We start from the raw sequence: 5,256 nt of genomic DNA, 5'->3' as shown, positions 1-5,256 counted from the left end.
CGTTACGACAGAACGTCCGATCGTCCACCGGAATGACCGACTTCGGGCTCAAGCTATCGTGAACCCGATGTCTGTCGAGCCTGCCAAAAACCTCGATCCGCCGACGCTGCCCGCGTCGCTGCTGGAGGTCTGGCCCGTCATTGCCGTCGGCGCAGTGGCCTGGCTGGTTGCCGGCGTGGCCGCGTTCGTCGTACCCGCGCTAGAGACCTGGCGGCCCCTGACGTTGGCCGGGCTGGGTGTCGGCCTGCTGGGCACCACTGTTTTTCTATGGCAGCGCGATGCCGCGCGCCGAGGCGCGCGTGGCGCACAGACCGGGTTGCACTATCAACCTGACTCTGACCGAGAATGATGGCCCCAGCTAGGAGGAGTGCATCCAATGGCAGCGCCGCTATTGCAAGCTCAGATTGATATCAAGGCACCGGTCTCGAAAGTCTGGTCGCTGGTTAGCGACTTCCGCCGCATGCCCGACTGGAGCCCGCAGTGTCGACTGATGCGGCCGCTGGGCCCCGTCCGTCATGGCACCCGCACGATCAACCTCAACCGTCGCAATCGGTTGTTCTGGCCGACAACATGCACCGTGCTCGAGGTGATCCCAGATCAGAAGCTGGCGTTCCGGGTCAACACCAACAACACGATCTGGAGCTACGAACTGCAGCCGATCCCCGAGGGCACCCGGGTGATCGAGAGCCGGCACGCCGAGAACGGGACGAAGCCGGTGTCGAGCTTTTCGGTGAACGCATTCATGGGCGGGACGGAGAAGTTCGAGCAGGAACTGGTCGAGGGGATGAAGATTTCCCTGGCCAGGATCAAAGCCACGGCCGAGAACGGCTAGCTGAGCTCGGCGGGGTCTGATGGCGGCGACCCGCTGCGCCCGGCTTCGCCGCGCTTGCGATCGCCGCTTTGCTCGGTGATGTCGAGCACCCCGTCGTCGTAGGGGGCATACATCGGCGAGCCACTGCCGGCGGGAGCCGGGGTGTCGGAGTGCGCACCGCAGCCGTATTCGAAGTCGACGACTTGCCCGTCGGCGGACAACTCGTTGCCGCATACCCCGAACATCGCGCCCAAAGACCCGGCAAGCGGCAGAAAGAAACCGCAATCGCGGCACACCCGTTTGGTGGATTGCGCCATCTGCGCGGCCGGGCCGTGGTCACCGTCGTGCCAGCGTTGCGCCGCCTCTGAGCGGCCCCACGCGCTCATCACCCGACGCCGGCCCAGACCGATTTCTACCGCGACCTCGTCAACCTGCGGATCGCCGGAGGCCAGAAAACCGGGCACCAACCGCGCATCATCGGGCAGCGGCGCCAGCAGATCGCCTGGGCTGAGGTCGCCCGGCCGGATCCGCTGATCCCAGGGCACCCATTCCGGCGCCAACAGTGACGTCGGCCCCGGCACCAGCACCACTTCGCTGACGGTCGCATGGTCAGCGCCGGGAAATGCGGCCACGACGACCGCCCACTGCCAGCCCTGGTAACCAGGCAAATGGGCGAGGAAACGGTGGGTGGCGCTGGTCGGATCTTCGTAGCCGACGCCCAGGTAGTCACCCACCGTGTCGGCACCGCTGAACTCGACGATGGCCGCCCGCGCCGCCTCGACGGCAGCGGTCAGCACCGATGCCAGCTCAGGCGACCACTCTTCGGTGGTCGCCGCAGCCGACTCCGCAGTGGGTCGGGTCACGTGGTCCGCTGTTTCCATACGCCCTTAATACTGCCGCAAAGCCGTGGCGCCCGGCCACACCGGTTGCCTACACGTCGCATCGGCCGACATCTGTGAGAATTGAGGCATGGCTGGACGGCGGCGTGATCACCCGGATAGCGGCCGGGCGTCTGGCGGCCGCCGCGCTCGCACCGGACCCCCAGCCGAGCACCCAGGCATGGCCAACTATCCGGCCGGCGAACCGGACTATGGCCGGCCGCGCCGCCCGCCGCCGATGCCCAGCGCCAACCGCTACCTGCCGCCGCTGCAGCACCAGCCCGAGTCCGACCGTCGCAGCGCGCCACCACCTAGTGGCGCAGGCGGCGAGCGGGTCACCGTCACCCGCGCGGCCGCGCAGCGCAGCCGTGAAATGGGTTCGCGGATGTATGGGTTGGTGCAGCGCGCCGCCACCGCGGACGGCGCCGACAAGTCCGGGCTGACGGCGCTGACGTGGCCGGTGGTGGCCAACTTCGCGACCGACGCCGCGATGGCCGTCGCGCTGGCGAACACGTTGTTTTTCGCCGCAGCCACCGGGGAGAGCAAAGACAGGGTCGCGCTCTACCTGTTGATCACGATCGCGCCGTTCGCGGTTGTCGCGCCGCTGATCGGTCCTGCGCTCGACCGGCTACAGCACGGCCGGCGGGTCGCGCTGGCGGCGTCGTTTGTGCTGCGCACAGGGCTGGCGGTGGTGCTGATCACCAATTACGACGGCGCCACCGGAAGCTTCCCGTCCTGGGTGCTGTATCCGTGCGCGCTGGCAATGATGGTTTTTTCGAAGTCGTTCAGCGTCCTGCGCAGCGCGGTGACGCCACGAGTGATGCCGCCGTCGATCGACCTGGTGCGGGTCAATTCGCGGCTGACCATGTTCGGACTGCTCGGAGGAACCATCCTGGGCGGCGGCATCGCCAGCGGAATCGAGTATGTCTTCAGTCGCTTGTTCCATTGGCCCGGCGCGTTATTCGTCATCGTTGCGGTCACTCTCGGCGGCGCCTTGCTGTCCATGCGCATTCCGCGCTGGGTCGAAGTGACCGAGGGCGAGGTGCCCACCACCTTGAGCTATCGCAGCCATCCATCGCGGCGAAGCTGGCCGGAGGAGGTCCGCAAAGCGAGTGGGGCTCTTCGACAACCGTTGGGCCGCAACATCATCACCTCGCTGTGGGGCAACTCCACCATCAAAGTCATGGTCGGATTCCTGTTTTTGTATCCGGCGTTTGTTGCCAAAGCCCGCGACGCCAGTGGATGGGTGCAGCTCGGCATGCTGGGACTTATCGGCGCCGCGGCGGCCATCGGTAACTTCGCCGGCAACTTCACCAGCGCACGGCTGCGGCTGGGCAGGCCCGCGGCGCTGGTGGTGCGCTGCACAGTGGCGGTGACCGTGGCGGCGGTGGCCGCGGCGGTGGCCGGCAATCTGCTGACGGCCGCGATCGCAACCTTGATCACCTCAGGGTCGAGCGCAATTGCCAAGGCCGCGCTGGACGCTTCGCTACAAGATGACCTGCCCGAGGAATCTCGCGCGTCGGCGTTCGGGCGTTCGGAATCGACGCTGCAGCTGGCGTGGGTGCTCGGCGGCGCGCTGGGCGTGTTGCTGTATACCGAGCTGTGGGTCGGCTTCAGTGTCGTTGCGGCCGTGCTGATTTTGGGGCTGGCGCAGACCGTGGTCAGCTTCCGCGGCGACTCGTTGATTCCCGGCCTGGGCGGGAACCGGCCGGTGATGGTCGAGCAGGAAGGTGGTCGCAGCGACCACGACGGCGCGGCAGTCTCGTGGGAGTGAAGCCGAAAGCGAAGTTCGGCATCGCCGTGCTGCTTGCTGTGGTGGTGCTGGCAGCTGCGGCTGCGGGGGTCGGCGCCTGGGCGCTATCCCGCGGGCGCGGTCCGCTACACCCGGAAATCAGCGCATACTCCCACGGCCGGTTGACCCGAGTCGGACCCTATAGATATTGCAAAGTGCTCGATCTCAATGATTGCGAAAACCCGGCTGCGCAAGGTGAATTACGAGTGACTGCCCGCGATCCGGTGCAGCTTTCGGTGCCACCGGCGATCGGCCGGGCACCGTGGTGGCTGTTGCGGGTGTATGAAGATGCGGTCAACCCCATGACGACCTTCTACCGGCCCGGCAGCCGGTTGGCGGTCACCATCCCCACCGTCGATCCCAAGCTGGGGCGGCTGACCGGGATCGCCGTCCAGTTGATGACTGTGGTCGTCGACCCGGCCGGCGAATTGCACGGCGTCCCTCATGCCGAATGGTCGGTACGTACCGATTGGGGCTAGGGGCCGTGGCCGACGGGCACTCCCCCGCAAGCGGGAGGTACCCCCAGTTCGGCCGGGATGGGCGGTCCCGGCGGCGTGCCGTCACCGAACGGCTTGCCGCCCAACGCTTCCCGGCCATGCGGCGACAACCAGCTGGCCAGCTCGGGCCCCTTCGGCACGATTCGCGTCGGGTTGATGTCGGCGTGCACGATGTAGTAGTGCTGCTTGATCTGCACGAAGTCGACGGTATCGCCGAAACCCGGCGTCTGGAACAGATCTCGCGCATAGGCCCACAGCACTGGCATCTCGGAGAGTTTGCTTCGGTTGCACTTGAAGTGCCCGTGATAGACGGGGTCGAAGCGAGCCAAGGTAGTGAACAATCGGACATCGGCTTCGGTGATCGTGTCTCCTACTAGAAAGCGCTGGTTTTCCAGTCGATCGCTGACCCAGTCCAAGGCCGTGAATAACCGGTCGTAGGCCGCGTCGTAGGACTGCTGCGAACCGGCGAAGCCGCACCGGTAAACACCGTTGTTGATTTCGGTGTAGACCCTTTTGTTGACTTCGTCGATCTCGTTTCGCAGCGGCTCGGGGTACAACTGCGACGCGCCGCCGCGGTGGTAGGCAGTCCATTCGGTGGACAGGTCCAACGTCAGCTGCGCGAAATCGTTGGTCACCACAGCGCCGGTTGGCACATCGACGATTGCCGGGACGGTGATGCCCTTCGGATAGTCGGGGAAACGTTTGAAATACGCATCCTGCAGCCGAGGGATCTTCAGCACCGGGTCGAGCCCTCCCGGGTCGAGGTCGAAAGTCCAACTGCGCTCGTCATGGGTTGGGCCGCAAAAGCCAATGGAGATAACACTTTCCAGGCCCAGTAACCGTCGCACGATGATCGCGCGGTTGGCCCACGGACAGGCGCGAGCGACGATCAGTCGATACCGGTCCGGTTCTACCGGATAACCGTCCCGGCCGTCGGCGGTGATGCGGGTTTCGATGTAGTTGGTGTCGCGGGTGAACTCGCCAGCCTCGGCGACGTATGCCATGTCAGGATTCGGCCACGGTCAAAAACCGCCGAGCCAAGTTGGGCTCGGTGGACTCACCGGTTTCCCAGTGCGCGATCCACGGTCCGGTGCCCTCGGACTGGTCGACGATCCCGTCTTCGAGCCAGCTGTAACGACCTTTCAGTACATTGCGCGCCAGCGCACTGTCAGTGCTGTCGGTGTTGTCCCACAAGGCATTGAACAGCGCCTCGACCCGCAGGGTGGCCTGCTGACAGAACGCATCGGCCAGCTCATATGCCTGCTCACCCTGGCCCTT

General features: G+C 65.7%; 6 protein-coding genes and 1 pseudogene. 4 read left to right on the top strand and 3 right to left on the bottom strand.

Annotated elements, in window-relative coordinates:
* Positions 1–67: 67 nt before the first annotated feature.
* Together WBF82_RS13610 and WBF82_RS13605 are read left to right on the top strand one after the other, a co-directional pair.
* Entirely contained in the window at positions 68–349 is a 282-nt protein-coding gene (locus tag WBF82_RS13610; protein ID WP_424383534.1) for a DUF2530 domain-containing protein, read from the top strand.
* A gap of 27 nt (positions 350–376) precedes the next feature.
* The gene (locus WBF82_RS13605) at positions 377–832 is read left to right on the top strand and encodes an SRPBCC family protein (RefSeq protein ID WP_424383533.1); all 456 of its coding nucleotides are present in this window, start codon (positions 377–379) and stop codon (positions 830–832) included.
* Here WBF82_RS13605 and WBF82_RS13600 read toward each other — a convergent pair.
* The gene (locus tag WBF82_RS13600) at positions 829–1,674 is read right to left on the bottom strand and encodes a DUF3027 domain-containing protein (RefSeq protein WP_424383535.1); all 846 of its coding nucleotides are present in this window, start codon (positions 1,672–1,674) and stop codon (positions 829–831) included. The two genes, WBF82_RS13605 and WBF82_RS13600, sit on opposite strands and share 4 nt — an antisense overlap.
* A 106-nt stretch (positions 1,675–1,780) precedes the next feature.
* Here WBF82_RS13600 and WBF82_RS13595 point away from each other — a divergent pair, with 106 nt between their 5' ends.
* Positions 1,781–3,463, top strand: a complete 1,683-nt coding sequence (locus WBF82_RS13595) for an MFS transporter (RefSeq protein WP_424383532.1) — start codon at positions 1,781–1,783, stop codon at positions 3,461–3,463.
* Positions 3,460–3,960, top strand: a complete 501-nt coding sequence (locus WBF82_RS13590) for a DUF2771 domain-containing protein (protein ID WP_424383531.1) — start codon at positions 3,460–3,462, stop codon at positions 3,958–3,960. The genes WBF82_RS13595 and WBF82_RS13590 overlap by 4 nt, the downstream gene beginning before the upstream one ends.
* On the opposite strand, the gene WBF82_RS13585 is transcribed toward WBF82_RS13590, so the two are convergent.
* Positions 3,957–4,982 (bottom strand): glutathione S-transferase family protein, encoded by a 1,026-nt coding sequence (locus WBF82_RS13585; RefSeq protein ID WP_424383530.1) that lies wholly within the window; start codon positions 4,980–4,982, stop codon positions 3,957–3,959. The genes WBF82_RS13590 and WBF82_RS13585 overlap by 4 nt on opposite strands.
* A gap of 1 nt (position 4,983) precedes the next feature.
* Positions 4,984–5,256, bottom strand: a pseudogene (locus tag WBF82_RS13580) (acyl-CoA dehydrogenase family protein); the annotation flags it as partial.

The sequence above is a fragment of the Mycobacterium sp. genome, assembly GCF_049673265.1.
Lineage (GTDB): Bacteria > Actinomycetota > Actinomycetes > Mycobacteriales > Mycobacteriaceae > Mycobacterium.
This window is presented reverse-complemented; position numbering and strand designations above follow the sequence as displayed.

Excerpts from the sequence above, each read along its gene's own strand:
- WBF82_RS13610 (WP_424383534.1), top strand. The coding sequence starts at position 68 with ATGTCTGTCGAGCCTGCCAAAAACCTCGATCCGCCGACGCTGCCCGCG.
- WBF82_RS13605 (WP_424383533.1), top strand. The coding sequence starts at position 377 with ATGGCAGCGCCGCTATTGCAAGCTCAGATTGATATCAAGGCACCGGTC.
- WBF82_RS13595 (WP_424383532.1), top strand. The coding sequence starts at position 1,781 with ATGGCTGGACGGCGGCGTGATCACCCGGATAGCGGCCGGGCGTCTGGC.
- WBF82_RS13585 (WP_424383530.1), bottom strand. The coding sequence starts at position 4,982 with ATGGCATACGTCGCCGAGGCTGGCGAGTTCACCCGCGACACCAACTAC.